The 244-nt window shown below is 45.5% G+C and carries 1 pseudogene; it reads left to right on the forward strand.

The window, feature by feature from the left end:
- Positions 1–202, forward strand: a pseudogene (locus Q4550_RS23855) (AIR synthase-related protein); the annotation flags it as partial.
- Positions 203–244 lie beyond the last annotated feature (42 nt).

Raw genomic sequence — 244 nt, forward strand, 5'->3', positions numbered from 1 at the left:
TATGCTCGTTGTTGTGAAAAAAGGTCATGAAGATGAAATTAAAGCTATACCAGATCGCTGGGGTCTTTTAGCGAAAGAGGTTGGTGTTGTAACGGAAGATAAGCGATTCCGTCTCCGTCATAAAGGAGAAGTCGTTGCGGACGTTCCTGTGGATGCATTAGCAGAGGACGCACCTGTTTATCACACACCATCTCGTATCCCAGAAGCTTAGATTGAAACTCAGCAGCTTCCTAAGCCAATTCCC

Source organism: Anaerobacillus sp. 1_MG-2023 (genome assembly GCF_030547345.1).
Lineage (GTDB): Bacteria > Bacillota > Bacilli > Bacillales > Guptibacillaceae > Guptibacillus > Guptibacillus hwajinpoensis_B.